This window comes from Methylobacterium durans (genome assembly GCF_003173715.1).
Taxonomy (GTDB): Bacteria; Pseudomonadota; Alphaproteobacteria; order Rhizobiales; family Beijerinckiaceae; genus Methylobacterium; species Methylobacterium durans.
Window position 1 is genome coordinate 6,488,909 of sequence record NZ_CP029550.1, and the last position, 16,568, is coordinate 6,505,476.

Below are 16,568 nucleotides of genomic sequence, written 5' to 3' on the forward strand. Positions count from 1 at the left end.
CTACCATTGGCGCACACGGCATGAGGCCTTGTCGGACTCGCCCCGTTGGCACTAAGCGGCGGGGCTTCTCGCCGCTCAGTGCTGAGCGTCACAGGCTCGCGAGTTGCGGGCGCATGTCGGAGCGCTCGATGCCCGCCACCCGCACCGGCTTCTTCATCGCGTCGCGGCGGAAGGGCTCGCCGAGCTCCTGGTTGAGCAGGACCTCGATGAAGGTCGTGACGCCCCGCGCCTGGTCTTCGGCGGCGGTCCGCAGAGCGGCGGTCAAGTCGTCCGACCTTTCCACGCTGACGCCCTTGAAGCCGCAGCCCTCCGCGATCTTGGCGTAGCTCAATTTCGGGTCGAGCTCGGTGCCGACGAAGTTGTTGTCGTACCAGAGGGTCGTGTTCCGCTTCTCCGCCCCCCACTGGTAATTGCGGAAGATCACCATCGTGATGGCGGGCCATTCCGCGCGGCCGATCGAGGTCATCTCGTTCATCGAGATGCCGAAGGCGCCGTCGCCGGCGAAGCCGAAGACGGGGGTGTCCGGGCAGCCGATCTTGGCGCCGACGATCGCCGGGAAGCCGTAGCCGCAGGGGCCGAACATGCCGGGCGCGAGGTATTTCCGGCCGCTCTCAAAGGTCGGGTAGGCGTTGCCGATCGCGCAATTGTTGCCGATGTCGGTGGAGAGGATCGCCTCCCGCGGCAGGCCGGCCTGGATCGCCCGCCACGCCTGGCGCGGGGACATCCGCTCGCCGTCCCGCTCCCGCGCCTCGACGTTCCAGCGCGTGCCCGGATCGTCGTCCTCGTGGTCCATCGAGGAGAGGGTCTGGAGCCAGGCCGACTTGGTCTGGTGGATCAGCGCCCTGCGCTCGGCCCGGCCGGCATCGCCGGCCTTGGCCGAGAGCTGCTCCAGGAGCTGGCGGGCCACCTGCTTGGCGTCGCCGCAGATGCCCACCGTGATCGGCTTCGTCAGCCCGATCCGGTCCGGGTTGATGTCAACCTGGATGATCCGGGCGCCCTTGGGCCAGTAATCGATCCCGTAGCCGGGCAGGGTCGAGAACGGGTTGAGCCGGGTGCCGAGCGCCAGCACCACGTCGGCCTTGGCGATCAGCTCCATCGCGGCCTTCGAGCCGTTGTAGCCGAGGGGGCCGACGGCCAGCGGGTGGCTGCCGGGGAAGGCGTCGTTGTGCTGGTAGCCGGAGCAGACGGGGGCGTCGAGACGCTCGGCGAGCGCGGCCGACTCGGCCACGGCGTCGCCGATCACGACGCCCGCCCCGTTCAGGATCACCGGGAACTTCGCCTCGGAGAGGAGCTCGGCGGCCTCGGCGATGGCGGCGCGCCCGCCGCCCGGGCGCTCCAGGCGCACGATCTGGGGCAGCGCGATGTCGATCTCGTGGGTCCAGAAGTCGCGCGGCACATTGATCTGCGCGGGCGCGCAGCCGCGCCACGCCTTCTCGATCACCCGGTTGAGGACCTCGGCGATGCGGACGGGATCGCGCACCTCCTCCTGGTAGCAGACCATGTCCTTGAACAGGGCCATCTGCTCCACCTCCTGGAAGCCGCCCTGGCCGATCGTCCGGTTGGCGGCCTGCGGGCTCACGAGGAGCATCGGCGTGTGGTTCCAGTAGGCGGTCTTCATCGCAGTGACGAAGCCGGTGACGCCGGGGCCGTTCTGGGCGATCGCCATCGCCATCCGGCCGGTGGCGCGGGTGTAGCCGTCGCAGATCAGGCCCGCATTGGTCTCGTGGGCGCAATCCCAGAAGGTGATGCCCGCCTTGGGAAACAGGTCCGAGACCGGCATCATGGCCGAGCCGATGATCCCGAACGCCTGATCGATCCCATGCATCTGGAGGACTTTGATGAAGGCCTCTTCGGTCGTCATTCTCATGGTTGCATCCTCGGCTGCTTCCTCGGGCGCCCGATCGCGGCACCGCGTCGGCGGATCGTCGCCGGGCGAGCCGCACGCTCACCCCGGGGGGCCGCGTCGGCCCCGTCCGTGCGGGCCTCCGGCCTCGCCGCACGGTTGAAGACTAGCGCCGCAATCCCGTCGCACGCAAGCGCCATCTCATTTTTTTGCTTCTCACATTCTGAAAAATGGAATAGGACTCGATCGACCGATGGAAGACAGCACCGAATCCTCGCCGGCCCTGAAGGCCTTCACGCTCCTGGAGACCATCGCGGCGATGGACCACGCCCCGACGCTCGCCGAGCTCACCGAGACGGCCAACCTGCCCAAGCCGACGCTGCACCGCTGGCTGACCATGCTCGAGGGCGCCGAGCTGGTGCGGCGCCTGCCGGACGGGCGGCGCTACGAGCTCGCCGCGCGGGCGACCGCGCTCGCCTTCGCGATCCTGTCGAACAACCCGGGCTCGACGCAGCGCCACCAGATCCTGCAGCGGGTCGCGCGGGACCTCGGCGAATCCTGCAACCTCACGGTGCTGCAGGGGAGCGAGGTGATGTATCTCGACCGCGTCGAGGCGGCGGCCCCCTTGCGCGTCGCCTTCCAGAAGGGCTCGCGGGTGCCGGCCCATTGCTCGGCGAGCGGCAAGATCTTCCTGGCGATGATGCCGGGTGCCAAGCGCGCCCGGCTGCTGGGCGGCCTCAGCCTGGAGCGGCACACGGCCAACACCCTGACGGAGCGCGAGGCGCTCGACGCCGAGCTCGGCCGGGTCCGGCGCCAGGGCTACGCCTTCGACGACGAGGAATACCTGTCCGGCCTGTTCTGCATCGCGGTGCCGATCCTCGACCGGACCGGCCGCGACTGCCTCGCGGCGCTGGCGCTGCAGGCCCCGGTGGTGCGGCTCTCGCGGGAGAACGCCGCCGAGCGGCTGCCGGCCCTGCGCTCGGCCGCCGAGGCGCTGGCCACGACCCTGACCTGATCTAAGCCTGAGAGAAGCCGATGATGTTGATGCCGCAGCCGACTGGTCCGTATCCAAAACTGGACGCCCTGACAGAGGCCGCCCAGAGCCGCGGGCACCTCCCTGTTGGTGTCGTCTATCCCTGCGAGAAGGGCGCCCTTGAAGCGGCGCTCGAAGCGCAGGAGCAGGGCTTTATCGAGCCGGTGCTGGTCGGACCGGCTGCACTCATCCGCACAGTCGCTGCCGAAGCTGACATGGACTTGTCCGGGCTCCAGATCGTTGAGGCGGCCGACCCGCACACGGCCGCACGCCGCGCGGTGGAGCTCGCGGCCAAGGGCGAGATCGGCGCTCTGATGAAGGGTTCGCTACATACCGATGAGATGCTGAGTGCGATCGTGGGCCGGGAGAGTCCTCTTCGCACCGGGCGCCGGACGAGCCACGTCTTCTGGTTCGATTGCCCGGCCTACCGCAAGCCGCTGATGCTGACCGACGCCGTAGTCAACATCGCGCCGAACCTTATGGAGAAGGTCGACATCATCCGGAATGCCGTCGATCTCGCCCATGGTCTCGGCGTGAGCAACCCGAAGGTCGCGATCCTCGCCGCGGTCGAGACGGTGAACCCCTCGCTACCCTCCACGATCGACGCGGCCGCCCTCTGCAAGATGGCTGAACGCGGCCAGATCACTGGTGCAACCCTCGACGGGCCGCTGGGCTTTGACAATGCAGTGTCGCTAGCCTCAGCAAATACGAAAGGCATCGTCTCACAGGTGGCGGGCGAGCCCGACATCCTGGTCGTGCCGAACCTCGACGCCGGCAACTGTCTCTATAAGTCGCTGGTCTATCTCGGCGGCGCAGCCTGCGCCGGCCTCGTCCTCGGCGCGCGCATTCCCGTGATCCTGACGAGCCGAGCAGATTCCAAACAGGCTCGCATCGCCTCCTGCGCCCTCGCGGCGCTTACCGCGGAGCATCTTGCGTACCAGCCCAGTGCTGCAAGTTGAAAGTATTAACACGTCACTGCGGGCATCGAAGCGCGCAGCAACAAAAATTCGATAGTTTCTTAACGAAAAAATTTACTAGATACAACCCTGTATGCGAAGACGCAGTTGCTAGCAATTTATAGCATCTAGTATTCCAGCGGTCCCGCGAAAAGTATGTCAGAGTGGCGCTCAAAGAATCCCGCTTCTTGTTAGCGGCACGGGATGATGCATGCGACTGTGAAGCAATACTCCGTAATGTTTCTCTCGCGCATGATATTGCAGCCTGCTAACTAACGAGCAGTAGTATGGCTCGGATGCAAAAGCCCCGCCGGAGATGGGCGGGGCTGATCAACTCGCAATATAATATTTGCCTGCGCCTCTTTTAGGCAGCGAGCCCGGTAGAAGCCGGAGCATTCTCGTTGCCGGCCGCGTGCGGGCGGGAAGAAGCAGCATCTGTCCACCGGCTCCGGAAGTAGGTCACGTAGCACACGACCGAGACAATTGCGGCCGTGCCGGTGAAGACCGTGTAGTAGGGAAGCAGGTCAGCCATCGGAGAACTCTCGAACGTTTGCGGTGCAACATATCTGGCGGCGCACAATGGCTGTTGGTATATCTTGGCCCACATCTCCGCCATGCGGCTTACGCATGAAAGGCACCCTAGCTGCCGATCGATACGTGGGACGGTGCCAGCAGAGGTCGGCCGCCGCGCCTAGGCGTGCGGCGTACCCGTCGTTGCGGCGCCCGGCACTTTGAGCAAGGGCTGTACGGAAACTCGCGCGCACGGCATCGACGCCTTCGCCAGCGTCATGGAGCGGCCCCGCACGCTCGAGGATGCGCTGGGCCGGACCGAAATTCTCCTGGTCTCCGCCGCCGCGGAGGCGCTGCGCATGGTCCGAATTGGTATGGAAGTGCATACCCGTAGAGCCAGAGGGACTGAACGAGGCTGAGCGGTCTTCTCTGAACACCACAGCCGGAACGCTCGTAGGCCGGCTCTGTTGATCCGGCAGGGCAGCACCGGAGGCACCATGAGAGCGGACATTCGCGCACCTCTGCTCACGGCTGCGATCCTCACGAGCATCGCAGGGATCGCCCTCGCTGAAGGCGGTGCAAGCAAGGGCGCCGGAACTGGGCAGGCCAGTGGCCGCGGCGATGTCGGCACTTCTAACGGAAGTATGGGAGCCGGCGGAATGACTGGCACCGGAGCCACCAAGGATGGTGCCCGCACCGGCACCGGCGTTGGCAATTCAACGACAGGTAGTGCCGGGGCCTCAGGCGCGTCTCATGGCACCAGTTCGGCTGCTCCAGCCCCAGGTACGACCCGCTAGGCGACGCGTGAACCTGTCGGCCTCGTCACCCAGTTCGCGGTTCGCTCAGGCGTCTCACCTCACTGCGAGCGACGGCTGAATGAGACCGCATAGGCCTGGACACGGGCATCGATCAGCGGATCGTCGGAGACCTCGATCCCGTCGGTCAGCGCGTTCGGCATGAACAGGAGAGCTTTCTCGGCACTCGCGCTGTCGGCCACAGCCTTCGTCACCGTCAGGGTGCCGAGATCAACCGTCTTGCGGTCGTCCGGCCATGGCTTCGTGGCATCGTTCGTCGGGTCGCCCGGCTCTGCAAGCTGCGCCAGCACTCGGAACCTCGCGGGCTCACGCGCGATGCGGGGGCCGATCTCGTTCATGAGATAGTTCGGGCCGCGCTTGGCCGCCTCCTCAGACGTGAGGATCTCCTCGCCGTCTGCCGGGACGAAGCGGAACCGGAAGGGCTGGCGCTTGCCGTCCTTGTCCACGAAGATGAAGGCGTTCACGCCATTATAGGTCTGGCGGGCGAAGCTCGACGGGGTTTTGGCGGTCTTTCCAGCCGTGACGGCAGCCGGGTGGCTGGCAGTGAAGCTCTCCAGCGCCGTCGGATGGGCAGCATCCGGACCGCTCTCAGCGGCCGCTCTCAGAAGGTCGCGGAACTCCTCTCCGGTGGCGACCGGGAAGAACTTCAGGGCGTTGACGACGACGTCCATCTCCGAGCCGTCGCTGAGCTTGAACTTCAGGGCCATGCCGTGCGGGTTGGCATTGGCGGCCCCGTCCGCGATGGTCGGCACGCCGGTCGCATCCGAGAAGCGGATCGTCACGGGTACGGCCGGGCCCTGGAACAGAGATGCCTTGCTGATCTTGGCGGCCTCTGGTGAGGGCGTGAAGCTGCCCTCCGCCACAACACCCTTGGCGTGGTTGGCCCGCAAGCTCGGATGCTTGCCGAACAGCTTGTTCATCACGTCGATGGTCTGCTCGGCGGTCGAGGGCTCCTCGGCGAAGGCCGGCAGGCTCGGCGTAAGAGCCAGAAGGAGGCTCGCCACGAAGGCGCGCCCGATATTTGTCTGCCGCATGAGGGTCCTCCCACCGTCTTTGGTTCTCATTATGCCTAAGGTGGCGCAGTGACCGCGATCCGCCCACTCATCGCCGGATGATACCGGCAATAGTACGCGACGGTGCTTCTCGGCGCTGAGCCGCCACGTCCAGCCATCGGGTTGGCCTGAGCGAGCGGCCAGCGCCCGTGCGAGGCGGTCGGCCCGAAAGATGTGGCTGCGCCAGTAGCTCTCGACGGCCAGGCGTGGAGTGGGTGGAATCAAGGGCTGGGCGAGGGCGTGCTGGAGAACCGGTGCAGGGAAGATGGCCGGCAGGGCACGCTCGAGCCTGGCTTGAGCCTGTTCGTTCCGCAGAATGCGCCAGTTCGAAGCCGCCATGACGGGGCCGTACCTAGCCGCCAACCGGCGGAAGAGCGACAGCATCCTGGCAACACTGCGCGGCCAAACGCTGCCTCTGAGCCGCGACGAAGCATGGAAGCGTCCGCTTCCAGGCAACTCGATCTCACTGCCTCAAATGACCGATGATGGGCCGAAAGCTGCCTGTCCGGATCGAGGTCGCAGGTACGGGGAAGCAGATGGGCTGGATGGCTCCCGCTCCCGGCGCTGCGGCGCCAAGAAGGTGCTGTCATGCAGCAGGAGCTTGGAGCCACTACGATGGAGATCACGACCGTCGGCCTCGACCTGGCCAAGAACGTCTTCCAAGTGCACGCCATCAGTTGCACGGGCGAGGTTCTCGTCCGGCGCGCGCTCAGGCGGGCGCAGGTGATGCCCTTCTTCCGCAAGCTCCCGCCCTGTCTGATCGGCATGGAAGCTTGCGGCACGAGCCATCATTGGGCGCGCGAACTCACGGCCCTCGGTCACGCGGTGCGACTGATGCCGCCGGCCTACGTCAAACCGTACGTAAAGCGCGGTAAGACTGATGCGGCGGACGCCGAGGCGATCTGCGAGGCTGTCACGCGCCCGACCATGCGCTTCGTGCCGATCAAATCGGTCGAGCAGCAATCAGCCTTGTCTCTGCATCGGACGCGCGATCTCCTGGTCCGGCAGCGCACCCAGTTGGTCAACATGGTCCGCGGGCTGCTGGCCGAGTTCGGCATCGATATCCCGAAGGGCCTCACTCATGCCCTCGCCTTCGTACGGCGTGCGATCGCCGGTGAGGCGCACGAGGTCCCGAAGCTGGCCGCCAAGGTGATCGGCGCCTTAGCCGCGCAGGCGATCGCGGTGCAGGACAGTATCCACCGGCTCGAACGCGACCTGCTGGCTTGGTACCGCTCGAACGATCTCGCCCGACGCATCGCCACCGTGCCCGGCGTCGGCTTGCTCGGCGCGACCGCGCTGGCCGCCACCGTCACTGATCCGAGCCACTTCCGCTCCGGGCGTCAGTTTGCGGCCTGGCTGGGTTTGACACCGCTCAACAACTCCAGCGGCGGCAAGGAACGGCTCGGCCGGATCTCGAAGATGGGCGACCAGTACCTGCGCCGGCTTCTCGTCACCGGCATGACCTCGCTCGTCCGGCGCAACAAGCACCATCCCAGCGCGGCCGACCCGCGCCTGAACGCACTGCTCGCTCGCAAGCCGGTCCGCCTCGCCACGGTCGCGATGGCCAATCGGGCGGCGCGGGCGATCTGGGCCATCATGGTCCGGGGCGAGGTCTACCGGACGCCCGCGCTCGGCATCGCGGCGGTCTGAGGGGGAACTCACCAATCAGCCCGGTACCGCGCGAAGGAGGTTGCGAGGACCCTGTGAAGTGATGGCGCACCGGTCAGACCGGGGACGAGGACAACCCGCTAAACGTCGAGGGCGTCGAAGCCCGCGAAGCAGGATGGGACCTCGTCCGCGGAAACCATCAGGGCCAGCGGTCGATGACCGCGCGAACAGGCCGAACACAAGACGGCACCCGACCGAAATGCCAATCCGTCACAGATCCCCTTGCAACGCGGGAGCCATCCACACAAGACGTTCTGCGCGCCCCAGGTACAGGCCTTGAGGTGCTCCTGGCAGCTACCCACACGGTGATGATCTTCAGTGTCGTCGTGCAGGGCTCAACGCCTGGTCTCGCGGCGCGGCGTACCCTTCGTAAGCCAGGTGGCCCTGCCTGCAACTGACCGCGTGAGTGCACCCCGGAGCCCGCGCTCCACACCTGCCGTTCCGCGATCTGGCTACCGTCTGGCAACAGCACCCGACCGTTGCGCGAGGATGCGATCAAGTTCGCGGAGGATCGAGCACTTCGCCCGGAGTTCGTTCGAGCGTTTCATGGCCGGCTCCTATCGACGAATGGAGCGCGGATGGGGAATGACAACGGCCGGGACCGGCTTCGGTTCACCGGGCATCGTTGGAACCCAGATCCTTACCTGCGTGCCGGCTTGGGGATCGAAGATCGTGAGGGTCATCGGACTGTCCTCCGGTATCGGACGCGGGTGCGTTCCGCTTTCCAGGTGAGGATCGTCGCCGGTATGCCCGCCTAAGTATAATGCCGTCACGGTATGGAAAGGATGCAGAAAAGTATAGGAGGCAATCATGTTAAATGGAGTGGCATCCCGGACGATGCTGGCGTTTGCCGGCCATGCATCAAGTCCATAAACAATAGGCATTATATGGCATCAATGCCGTGTCCGATGATGCTCCTGTCGCCGCGGAGATGATCTCCCGGCCGAAACCGCAGGAGCAAACTCGATGCGCAGCCTTCTTCTCGCCGGTGCCGTCCTCACCGCCTTTGCGACCTCCGCGAATGCCTGGACGCAATCCATCCTTCATCCCGACCACTCATACCAGAGCAGCATCGTGACCGCTTCGCCGGTCGCGCCGCGGTACATGACCTCGGGACCTGAGCAGGCCCGAAGGAACGCGGTAATCGAGCTGCCAACGGCCGCGTCCAGCCTGTCCTTCACGGCGGATGCATTCGCCCGGCAGCCTGCGCACCGCTGAGCAACAACGACGGGCCGAGGTGCGGTGCCCGCACTGCGCCTCGTCCGCGTGAATGAATTGAGCCGCGCAGCCGCCCTTGGCGGCTCGCCCGCGGGTCTCAGTGCTTTGCGACGCTGGAGGTTATCGAGGCGATGACCTCGGAGGCCTTGGCGAAGGCTGCATCGCGGTCTCGGATGCCGTGGCGTTGGGCGATGGTGCGGAAGTCCGTGTAGGCGGCCCAGACACCACCGCTCTCATCCTGGTGGACGAGCAAGCGCACTGGCCAATCGAGACCAGCGACGGGGTTCGAGGTCATGAACTGCGAGCCCAGAGCGGGATTGCCGAAGACGAGCAGCGTCGAGGGCCGCAGCTTGATGCCCGCCTCCTCGGCGAGCCGGGCTTGGTCGATCACCGAGAAGAGTTTGATGCCCTTGCCTGCGATATCTTTCTGCAGCCGGTCCAGCGTCTCCGCCATCGCATAGGCGCTGCGTACCTTCACGATGCCGTTCTCCGAGGCGGCGGAGGGCTCGCCTCCAACGCCTTGAGGTGCCCCAATGCCGGCCAGGGGAAGCGTACCCGGCGCGAGCAGGACGGCGAGGGCGAGGATGGACCTCTTCAGCATCGAAGCCTCCTGTAACGAAGGCCAGCCCACCATAGGGTAACGGGCCAGCTTGGTTTGGTCCTCAATGGGCGGTCCAGCCGCCGTCGACGCTGATGGCAGCGCCCGTGATGGACGCCGCGGCCGGGCTGCACAGGAAGGCCACGGTGCCGGCGATCTCCTCAACCGTGGCAAAGCGCTTGTTCGGCTGCTCGGCGAGGAGCACCTGACGCACCACCTCATCCTCCGAGAGGCCGTGCGCGGCCGCCTGAGCGCGCACCTGATGCTCGACGAGCGGCGTCCAGACGTAGCCGGGGCAGACCGCGTTGCAGGTGATGCCGGCTTCCGCCGTCTCCAGGGCGGTGACCTTGGTCAGGCCCAACACGCCGTGCTTCGCTGCCACGTAGGCGCTCTTGAAGAGCGAGCCGATCAGCCCGTGCGCCGAGGCCACGTTGACGATCCGACCCCAACCACGCTGGCGCATGTCCGAAAGCACGGAGCGCGTGGCGTAGAACACCGCCGAGAGGTTGATGGCCAGAATGGCCTCCCACTTCTCGGGCGGGAACTCCTCGATCGGGCTGACATGCTGGATGCCGGCATTGTTCACGAGGATCTCGATGGGGCCGAAGGCACGTGCCGAACGGTCGACGAGGTCCATCACGGCCCCGGCCTGCGAGAGGTCGGCATCGTCGTAGCGCACGGGTGTCTGGTGCCGCTCGCTCAGCTCGCGGCAGAGGTGCTCGATCTCGGACTCGTTGCCGAAGCCATTGATCACGATCAAGGCGCCCTGCTCGGCCAAGGCGTTGGCTATGGCCAGCCCGATGCCGCTCGTGGAGCCGGTGACGATGGCCACGCGACCATCGAGCGGACGCGCCGTTCCGGCCCGGTCGAGCCCGGCTGACTGAAGGATGCGTACCATGGGTATCGCCCTGCTGGATTGTGGCGAAGTCCAGCAGAGAATGGCCGCTCAGGTGGGCGCGGCACCAATGCCGATGTCTGATCGGATCGATGCGCATTCGGCATTGGCAATCGCCAGTGGCGGGTGACGTCAGACGTAGGCGGGAATGGGAGGCGACGATGGAGCTCCACGAGATCCGCTACTTCCTGGCGGTCGCCCGCCTCGGCAGCTTCACGAAGGCGGCCGAGCACTGCAACGTGACGCAGCCCGCCCTGACCCGGGCGATCCAGAAGCTGGAGGACGAGCTCGGCGGCCTGCTGTTCTCGCGCGAGCGCAGCCACGTGCACCTGACCGATCTCGGCCGCCTGCTGGAGCCGGAATTCACCGAGATGATCGAGCGGCGCGAGCGCGCCAAGCGCGCGGCCTCGCGCTTCCTGCGGCTTGAGGGCGCCGAATTGCGCCTCGGCGTGATGTGCACGATCGGGCCGCTGCGCTTCGTCGGCTTCCTCAACAGCTTCCGGATGAGTCATCCCGGGATTGAGTTGACGCTGATCGAGGGCGTGCCGGTCCGCCTTACGGAGATGCTGCTCGCAGGCGAGCTCGATGTGGCGATCATGGCGCATCCGGATGGCTTCCCCGATCCGCTGCGGGCGAGCCCCCTCTACGAAGAGCGCTTCATGGTCGCCTGCGGTCAGCTGCACGATTTCGCCTGCTACAACGCGGTTCGGATGCGCGACATGGCAGGGCAGATCTACCTGCAGCGGATCAATTGCGAGTACCGGGACCACTTGGCCGAGATCCTGCGCGAGCAGGGCACCGAGATCTTGCGGTCTCATCGCAGCGAGCGTGAGGACTGGATCCAGAGCATGGTGGTGGCCGGGATGGGGGTGTGCTTCCTGCCCGAGTTCTCTGCCACCCTGCCCGGCCTGTCGCTCCTGCCGTTGATGGAACCGGTTGTCGCTCGGCAGGTCTGCCTCGTCACGGTCGCCGGCCGGCGGTGGTCCTCGCCGCTTGCAGCGCTGGTGGCCGCGCTCGATCAATATGCTTGGCCAGCCAGCCGCTTTGACATGGGCGAAGAGCGCAGTCCTGAGCCGCTGGTATCCGTGTGAGCACGGCGCTGGGTCGATAACCGGAAGGCATCGTCCTCAAGCCCAAACGGCATTTCCGCCGGCTCAGCCAACCTCCGATGATCGGGACGCCTTCTACCCAGGACGGCTCCGACGATCAGCCAGGAGGATAACCATGACGACGATCCCGACGCTCCGCAGCGCAGCTCACCGCACGCTGTGCGGAGCGCTCATGATGACCGGCGCCTTGGCGCTCGGGGCCAGCGCGGCCCAGGCCGGTTCCTGCCCGGCGGACAAGGTGGTCGCCAGCGGCAAGAGGCAGGCCGAGAGCAAGGCCGCAGCGCAGGGCGTGACCGACACCGTAATCGCCTCAACCGAGCTGGCGAAGGAGCCCGTCGGCATCAAGGATCGCCAGTTCCGGCTCAGGCGGCTCGTGATCGAGCCCGGCGGCATCGTGCCCTGGCACAGCCACGGCGACCGGCCGGCCATCATCTACGTGGTCTCCGGGGAAGTGGTCGAGTATGCGAGCACCTGCGCAGTGCCGATCACCCACAAGGCCGGCGAGGCAACCTCGGAGACGCACGCCACCGCGCATTGGTGGAAGAACACCGGCAGCTCGACCGCGGTCCTGCTCTCGGCCGATCTCTTTCACGTGAAGGGCGACCCCCGCCAGATGTGAGGCCGTGCGACGGCGAGGAGGCGGGCCATGCCCGATCCCGGTACTCTTGGCCTGAACGGGCCGATGACGCGAGAGCGCACCCATGCGGGTGATCTCGTCAGGAATGCGGTCATCGCGCTCATGGCGTTCCTGACCGTGGTGGACCTGTTCGCAACCCAGGCCATCCTGCCGTCCCTCGCCCGAGCCTACGCGGTCAGCCCTGCCGCAATCGGCTTTGCCGTCAATGCGACGACGCTGGGCATGGCCTTCGGCGGTCTCGGCGTGGCCCTGCTCGGCCAACGCATCGACCGGCGTCGCGGCGTGGTCGTCAGCCTCCTGCTCCTCGCCGTCCCGACAGCGCTCCTCGGAACCCTGCCGGATCTCTGGGTCTTCGCGGCCCTCCGAGTGCTGCAGGGTGTCTGCATGGCGGCGGCCTTCACGCTGACGCTCGCCTATCTCGGCGAAGCCTGCTCCGCATCGGCCGCGGCCGGTGCCTTCGCGGCCTACGTAACCGGGAACGTCGCCAGCAACTTCGTCGGCCGGCTCGTCGCGGCCGCCCTCGTCGACCATCTCGGGCTGGTCTCGAACTTTCTCGCCTTCGCGCTGCTGAACCTCGCCGGCGCTGGCCTCGCTCTCCTCGTGCTGCGGGCGCCCAAGCCCGAACCGCTCAGGCACATGGATCAGCAAGGGCGAGCTTCGCCTCACACTGTTTGGATCGCGCACCTCGCTAACCCGACGCTGCTGGCCGCTTTCGGCATTGGCTTCTGCATCCTGTTCGCCTTCTTAGGGACTTTCACTTACGTGAACTTTGTCCTGACGGGCTCGCCGTTCCTCGTCGGGCCGATGACCCTGGGGTTCATCTACTTCGTCTTCCTGCCCTCTCTGATCACCACGCCGTTGGCCGGACACGTGAGCGGGCGGCTCGGGTTCCGACGTGGCTTAGCCGCGGGGCTCCTGATCGCCGCGCTCGGTCTGCCATTGCTGAACCTCCCGTCGCTTCCGTTTGTCCTGGCCGGCCTCGTCTTGGTCGGGATCGGCACCTTCCTGGCCCAGGCCATCGCGACCGGCGTCGTCGGCCGGTTCGCGATGGGCGAGCGGGCGTCCGCGAGCGGTTTGTACCTGCTGTTCTATTACCTCGGCGGCCTCGCCGGCACGGCCATCCTCGGACAGGTGTTTGAGCGGTTGGGCTGGGGCGCCTGCGTGCTTGGGGTGGCGGCCTCACTCGCCCTTGCAGCGGCCCTGACCACGCGCCTGCGCGAGCCAAGTGCGGCCTGAAGCGTGACAGAAGCCCAGCCTCAGACAGGAGGAGATCATGCTCGACACGGTCAAACCTCGACAGCGCAGGAACAGGCCGGCCTCGCCGGTTGCCTCCGAGCCGGAGCCGCTTGCCCGGTCGCTACGGCGGCGCCTCGGTCAGATCGTGCTGGTGCTGCAGGGCGGCGGCGCGCTCGGCGCCTATCAGGTCGGCGTCTACCAAGCCCTGCACGAGGCCGGGATCGAGCCCGACTGGATCATCGGCACCTCGATCGGCGCCATCAACGCCAGCCTGATCGCAGGCAACCGGCCGGAGGACCGCCTGGAGCGGATGCACGCCTTCTGGAGCCGCGTCGAGCATGGCGCTCTGCATCGGACGTTCTCGGCATTGCCCATGTTCGGCACCTATGCCGCCAACTGGCTGACGCTCGCGCAGGGGATCGAGCCTTTCTTCGCGCCCAACCCATTCGCCTTTGCCGGGCCGCATATGCCGCTCGGTGCCGAGCAGGCGAGCTACTACTCGACCCGCCCGCTCGAGGCGACGCTGCGGGACCTCGTAGATTTGCCGACGCTGAACCGCGGCGGCTGCCGTCTGACAGTGGGCGCGGCGAACGTCCGCACCGGGCAGATGCGCTACTTCGACAGTCGGGAGATGGAGCTCGACCTGCGCCACGTCATGGCCTCGGGCGCCCTACCTCCGGCCTTCCCGGCGATCCGCATAGACGGCGAGCTGTACTGGGACGGCGGCATCCTGTCGAACACGCCGGTCGAGGCCGTGTTCGATGACCACCCGCGCCGGAACTCCCTTGTCTTCGCAGTTCACATCTGGAACCCGGAAGGGCCGGAGCCGGCGAGCATCTGGGAGGTGATGAGCCGCCAGAAGGACCTGCAGTACGCGAGCCGCGCCCTGACGCAGATCGTCCGTCAGAAGCAGATGCACCGGCTGCGCCACGTCATCGCCGAGCTTGCCCGACGCCTCCCAGAGGCGGAGCGCCGTGAAGCCGAGGTGCGAGAGCTTGAGAGCTATGGCTGCCTGACGCGGATGCATGTGGTGAGGCTGCTAGCGCAGCGGGTACCGGGCCAGGACCACACGGGCGACATCGACTTCAGCCGCGAGGGCATCCGGGCGCGCCGGCAGGCCGGCTATGAGAACACCCGTAAGGTGCTCGACGACGCTCCCTGGGAGCGGCAGGTGGACGAGGTGGAAGGTCTCGTCCTTCACGAGACCGCATCGGGCTTCGCGGTCACGACCAGCTGAATTCATGGGCCTGCGCACCGGCGCTTTTGCCCGCCTCTATTCGCCCGACCGGGCGACACGACATTAATTCGCCTCGCGGGCGTCTGGCTGGCTCGCCACTCCGGCGCCTTAAACCGATGGGCATGGACTCGATGCCGAAACGGCATTTTACGGCGCAGGCATTGTCTCCGAAGGTCTAGGTGCCACACCAACGGTGGAGATAGACCATGACAAAGTCGCTTATTCTCGCCGGCGCGCTCGTCGCCACAGTTTCCGGGTACGCCTGGGCCCAGCAAACTTTCTCAGCATGGGGGCATGACTTTACCCTATCGCCATTCACGCCGCAGCAGATGATGGTCGCTGTTGCGACCGACACCAAGACGGGCCGAAAGTTCAACGTCCTCAAGCTGAAGAGCGGGAAGATGATGGCCATCGCGCCGATCAACAGCATGCAGGGAATGCCCGAGACAACCCAGGAGGACATGATTCAATAGGACAGCCGAGGATCATTCGCTCTCTGTAGTTCGGGCGCTTCGTGGGCTGACTTCTCAGGATCCTGAGGCGCCCGTCCTTCTGTGATAACCTAATCCGCCAATCGAACGCGTTGGAACCAAAAGCATTCATTGCCCCGGGCGGTTGAAGGCTGCGAAGCAGACGCCTTATAGGCAAGGCAGATTGGGACTGCTTCAGACCCGTAGCCTTCGCCGTCACCGCGTCTGCTTTCGGAGTGCGATCAGAGGCTCCTTTTCGGCGGCAATGGGCGCATGAGTGCCGACTGGGTTTGGCCGGCAGTGGCCTGTCTGCTTCCCGCGTCAAATCCGCAGAAGCGGAATTCGTCGCAGTTCAAGCCGCAGTATAAACTAACGCACGCAGCCGCGGAGCAGATGCCCAACTCGGATCCGTCGTCTTGAAGGCCTGCCGCTGCGGCGGCAGGTCACTCACGTGTGAGGTGTTACTGCCCCTGCAGGCTGACCTTCACGGCGGGCTGCGCAGCAGACGGGTACACAACCCGCAAGCCTGAGGCTTCTGTCTGCACGACTGCCGGTGCAGTCGCAGGCTCGGACGAGCGGTTCAGCTTTGCCATGGCTTTGCGGGCCTCATCGGCCGGCACCGCACCGTGCGGCGCTACCATCGCGGCTAGCAGAGTGCGGGTCTTGCGATCCACCGCCGATGAGCGGCTCACCGGCTCGAAATCGCCGGCCGTATGCCGCTCCTCGGTCTTGCCCGTGAACACCTTTGGGCCGTCCGTGGTAATGACGATGTCGCCCTTCCGCAGGGTGCTGTCGTGCATCAGAGCCGCGTTCGGATTGCCGGCATACCGCCACAGTGCCGCCTGAGCCTCAGACGCCTTCGGCTTCTCCGTGACTGCCTTCACCTTCTCGGGCTTGGGCAGAGCCGCATAACGTACCTTGGGCCGGACCAGCGCCTGTGCATCTTTCAGCTGTCGCCGGCGAGCGGATTGGCGCCACTCGCGCCGGCCGTAGCCGTACCCTGCTGCGACCTCGGCTCCGTAGGTGCCCCCGTAGAATGGTGGCTGGGCGGTAGGCGCGGGCTGCGGAGCTTGCGCCGGCTGCGGTGAGAACAGCTGCTGGAAGAGACCACCCAGGCCACCTTCGTCAGCAGCCTGCACGTGCGCCGCGGTTCCGAGCACCAGGCAGGTGGAGGTGAGGGCGAGCAAGCCGCGACGGACAAGGCTGGTCTGGTTCAGCATCGGCGCCCCCGCTCAGCCCTGCACCGCTGGGGGCTGTAGGGGTCTTAACGGATGCGCTTCCGCACAGTTCC

At 66.2% G+C, this 16,568-nt stretch carries 16 protein-coding genes and 1 pseudogene; 11 read left to right on the forward strand and 6 right to left on the reverse strand.

Annotated features, from left to right (window positions below; all coding sequences use genetic code 11):
- Positions 1-88: 88 nt before the first annotated feature.
- Positions 89-1,867, reverse strand: coding sequence for a sulfoacetaldehyde acetyltransferase (gene xsc, locus DK389_RS30420; RefSeq protein ID WP_109895386.1), 1,779 nt, complete (start codon positions 1,865-1,867; stop codon positions 89-91).
- A 229-nt stretch (positions 1,868-2,096) separates the two neighbouring features.
- On the opposite strand from xsc, the gene DK389_RS30425 reads away from it, so the two are divergent.
- Both DK389_RS30425 and DK389_RS30430 read left to right on the forward strand, forming a co-directional pair.
- Positions 2,097-2,858: an IclR family transcriptional regulator gene (locus DK389_RS30425; protein ID WP_109895388.1), complete on the forward strand. Its 762-nt coding sequence runs from the start codon at positions 2,097-2,099 to the stop codon at positions 2,856-2,858.
- A 20-nt stretch (positions 2,859-2,878) separates the two neighbouring features.
- Complete coding sequence (locus tag DK389_RS30430; RefSeq protein WP_236960464.1) at positions 2,879-3,835, forward strand: bifunctional enoyl-CoA hydratase/phosphate acetyltransferase; 957 nt, start codon at positions 2,879-2,881, stop codon at positions 3,833-3,835.
- 361 nt (positions 3,836-4,196) lie between these two features.
- On the opposite strand, the gene DK389_RS33265 is transcribed toward DK389_RS30430, so the two are convergent.
- On the reverse strand, positions 4,197-4,364 hold the full coding sequence (locus DK389_RS33265; protein WP_162560972.1) for a hypothetical protein: 168 nt from the start codon (positions 4,362-4,364) through the stop codon (positions 4,197-4,199).
- 181 nt (positions 4,365-4,545) lie between these two features.
- Here DK389_RS33265 and DK389_RS35820 point away from each other — a divergent pair.
- A pseudogene (locus DK389_RS35820) lies at positions 4,546-4,761 on the forward strand (hypothetical protein); the annotation flags it as partial.
- A 437-nt stretch (positions 4,762-5,198) separates the two neighbouring features.
- Here the strand turns inward: DK389_RS35820 and DK389_RS30445 are convergent.
- Complete coding sequence (locus DK389_RS30445) at positions 5,199-6,191, reverse strand: catalase family peroxidase (RefSeq protein ID WP_109895392.1); 993 nt, start codon at positions 6,189-6,191, stop codon at positions 5,199-5,201.
- 633 nt (positions 6,192-6,824) lie between these two features.
- Between DK389_RS30445 and DK389_RS30450 the strand changes: the two genes are divergently transcribed.
- Positions 6,825-7,859, forward strand: coding sequence for an IS110 family RNA-guided transposase (locus DK389_RS30450; RefSeq protein ID WP_109895394.1), 1,035 nt, complete (start codon positions 6,825-6,827; stop codon positions 7,857-7,859).
- A gap of 984 nt (positions 7,860-8,843) precedes the next feature.
- Positions 8,844-9,095: a hypothetical protein gene (locus DK389_RS30455; protein ID WP_109895396.1), complete on the forward strand. Its 252-nt coding sequence runs from the start codon at positions 8,844-8,846 to the stop codon at positions 9,093-9,095.
- Positions 9,096-9,192: 97 nt separating this feature from the next.
- On the opposite strand, the gene DK389_RS30460 is transcribed toward DK389_RS30455, so the two are convergent.
- Both DK389_RS30460 and DK389_RS30465 read right to left on the reverse strand, forming a co-directional pair.
- Positions 9,193-9,696 (reverse strand): DUF302 domain-containing protein, encoded by a 504-nt coding sequence (locus DK389_RS30460; RefSeq protein WP_109895398.1) that lies wholly within the window; start codon positions 9,694-9,696, stop codon positions 9,193-9,195.
- A gap of 61 nt (positions 9,697-9,757) precedes the next feature.
- Entirely contained in the window at positions 9,758-10,591 is an 834-nt protein-coding gene (locus tag DK389_RS30465; RefSeq protein WP_109895400.1) for a 3-hydroxybutyrate dehydrogenase, read from the reverse strand.
- Here DK389_RS30465 and DK389_RS35080 point away from each other — a divergent pair.
- The 6 genes from DK389_RS35080 (at position 10,590) to DK389_RS30490 (ending at position 15,280) form a co-directional block, all read left to right on the forward strand.
- Positions 10,590-10,718, forward strand: coding sequence for a hypothetical protein (locus DK389_RS35080; RefSeq protein WP_257791923.1), 129 nt, complete (start codon positions 10,590-10,592; stop codon positions 10,716-10,718). The genes DK389_RS30465 and DK389_RS35080 overlap by 2 nt on opposite strands.
- A 31-nt stretch (positions 10,719-10,749) precedes the next feature.
- Positions 10,750-11,679, forward strand: coding sequence for a LysR family transcriptional regulator (locus DK389_RS30470; RefSeq protein WP_109895402.1), 930 nt, complete (start codon positions 10,750-10,752; stop codon positions 11,677-11,679).
- 133 nt (positions 11,680-11,812) lie between these two features.
- On the forward strand, positions 11,813-12,316 hold the full coding sequence (locus tag DK389_RS30475) for a cupin domain-containing protein (protein WP_109895404.1): 504 nt from the start codon (positions 11,813-11,815) through the stop codon (positions 12,314-12,316).
- A gap of 27 nt (positions 12,317-12,343) precedes the next feature.
- Positions 12,344-13,570, forward strand: a complete 1,227-nt coding sequence (locus DK389_RS30480; RefSeq protein WP_109895406.1) for an MFS transporter — start codon at positions 12,344-12,346, stop codon at positions 13,568-13,570.
- Between the two features lie 37 nt (positions 13,571-13,607).
- A complete protein-coding gene (locus DK389_RS30485; protein ID WP_109895408.1) occupies positions 13,608-14,807 on the forward strand; it encodes a patatin-like phospholipase family protein in 1,200 nt (399 codons plus the stop codon).
- A gap of 206 nt (positions 14,808-15,013) precedes the next feature.
- The gene (locus DK389_RS30490; protein WP_109895410.1) at positions 15,014-15,280 is read left to right on the forward strand and encodes a hypothetical protein; all 267 of its coding nucleotides are present in this window, start codon (positions 15,014-15,016) and stop codon (positions 15,278-15,280) included.
- A gap of 458 nt (positions 15,281-15,738) precedes the next feature.
- Here DK389_RS30490 and DK389_RS30495 read toward each other — a convergent pair whose 3' ends face one another.
- A complete protein-coding gene (locus DK389_RS30495; protein WP_109895412.1) occupies positions 15,739-16,497 on the reverse strand; it encodes a hypothetical protein in 759 nt (252 codons plus the stop codon).
- Positions 16,498-16,568: the final 71 nt, after the last annotated feature.

Bases quoted from the DNA above. Each gene is read 5' to 3' on its own strand.
- xsc (WP_109895386.1), bottom strand. From the start codon at position 1,867: ATGAGAATGACGACCGAAGAGGCCTTCATCAAAGTCCTCCAGATGCAT.
- DK389_RS30425 (WP_109895388.1), top strand. From the start codon at position 2,097: ATGGAAGACAGCACCGAATCCTCGCCGGCCCTGAAGGCCTTCACGCTC.
- DK389_RS30430 (WP_236960464.1), top strand. From the start codon at position 2,879: ATGATGTTGATGCCGCAGCCGACTGGTCCGTATCCAAAACTGGACGCC.
- DK389_RS33265 (WP_162560972.1), bottom strand. From the start codon at position 4,364: ATGGCTGACCTGCTTCCCTACTACACGGTCTTCACCGGCACGGCCGCA.
- DK389_RS30445 (WP_109895392.1), bottom strand. From the start codon at position 6,191: ATGCGGCAGACAAATATCGGGCGCGCCTTCGTGGCGAGCCTCCTTCTG.
- DK389_RS30450 (WP_109895394.1), top strand. From the start codon at position 6,825: ATGGAGATCACGACCGTCGGCCTCGACCTGGCCAAGAACGTCTTCCAA.
- DK389_RS30455 (WP_109895396.1), top strand. From the start codon at position 8,844: ATGCGCAGCCTTCTTCTCGCCGGTGCCGTCCTCACCGCCTTTGCGACC.
- DK389_RS30460 (WP_109895398.1), bottom strand. From the start codon at position 9,696: ATGCTGAAGAGGTCCATCCTCGCCCTCGCCGTCCTGCTCGCGCCGGGT.
- DK389_RS35080 (WP_257791923.1), top strand. From the start codon at position 10,590: ATGGGTATCGCCCTGCTGGATTGTGGCGAAGTCCAGCAGAGAATGGCC.
- DK389_RS30465 (WP_109895400.1), bottom strand. From the start codon at position 10,591: ATGGTACGCATCCTTCAGTCAGCCGGGCTCGACCGGGCCGGAACGGCG.
- DK389_RS30470 (WP_109895402.1), top strand. From the start codon at position 10,750: ATGGAGCTCCACGAGATCCGCTACTTCCTGGCGGTCGCCCGCCTCGGC.
- DK389_RS30475 (WP_109895404.1), top strand. From the start codon at position 11,813: ATGACGACGATCCCGACGCTCCGCAGCGCAGCTCACCGCACGCTGTGC.
- DK389_RS30480 (WP_109895406.1), top strand. From the start codon at position 12,344: ATGCCCGATCCCGGTACTCTTGGCCTGAACGGGCCGATGACGCGAGAG.
- DK389_RS30485 (WP_109895408.1), top strand. From the start codon at position 13,608: ATGCTCGACACGGTCAAACCTCGACAGCGCAGGAACAGGCCGGCCTCG.
- DK389_RS30490 (WP_109895410.1), top strand. From the start codon at position 15,014: ATGACAAAGTCGCTTATTCTCGCCGGCGCGCTCGTCGCCACAGTTTCC.
- DK389_RS30495 (WP_109895412.1), bottom strand. From the start codon at position 16,497: ATGCTGAACCAGACCAGCCTTGTCCGTCGCGGCTTGCTCGCCCTCACC.